Source organism: Streptomyces hazeniae, from assembly GCF_031845485.1.
Classification (GTDB): domain Bacteria; phylum Actinomycetota; class Actinomycetes; order Streptomycetales; family Streptomycetaceae; genus Streptomyces; species Streptomyces hazeniae.
Map to the genome: position 1 here is coordinate 1 of NZ_JAVREQ010000228.1, position 414 is coordinate 414.

At 64.0% G+C, this 414-nt stretch carries 1 protein-coding gene; it reads right to left on the minus strand.

Annotated features, from left to right (window positions below):
* Positions 1-110 precede the first annotated feature (110 nt).
* Positions 111-414 (minus strand): hypothetical protein (locus RM572_RS29465; RefSeq protein WP_311676399.1); only part of this gene is annotated, 304 nt, incomplete at its 5' end.

Here is a 414-nt window from a genome sequence, read left to right on the forward strand (position 1 = left end):
GTTCTGCACCGGCCGCGGCCGGGAAATCACCAGCAGGATGAAGCCGAGTAGCACCGGATTGAGTGACACCAGAAGTGCCATTCCCAAAATATCGCCCCACATAGCGCTGCCTAGAGCATCCCGAGCAGCTGCAGGTCCGTCACATACTTCACGATGACCTCCGGTGTCACACGCGGAATATCATTTGCTGCGCCGACTTTCGCCCGTCGGACCGCGGCGCGGAACCGGTCGGCCGGCGCGTAGGAGCCCAGCGTCGGCTCGGGGGCGCGGAGAACGCCGCCTTGCTGTTGAAGCAGAGTCAGCATCTGCAGGACCGAGTTCTGCCGCTGCCGATCCGGCAATCCCCTCATGCCGGATTCGAACCGCCGCAACCACTCGCCGAAATCGGCGACACGTTCGATCGGGTAGCCGGCC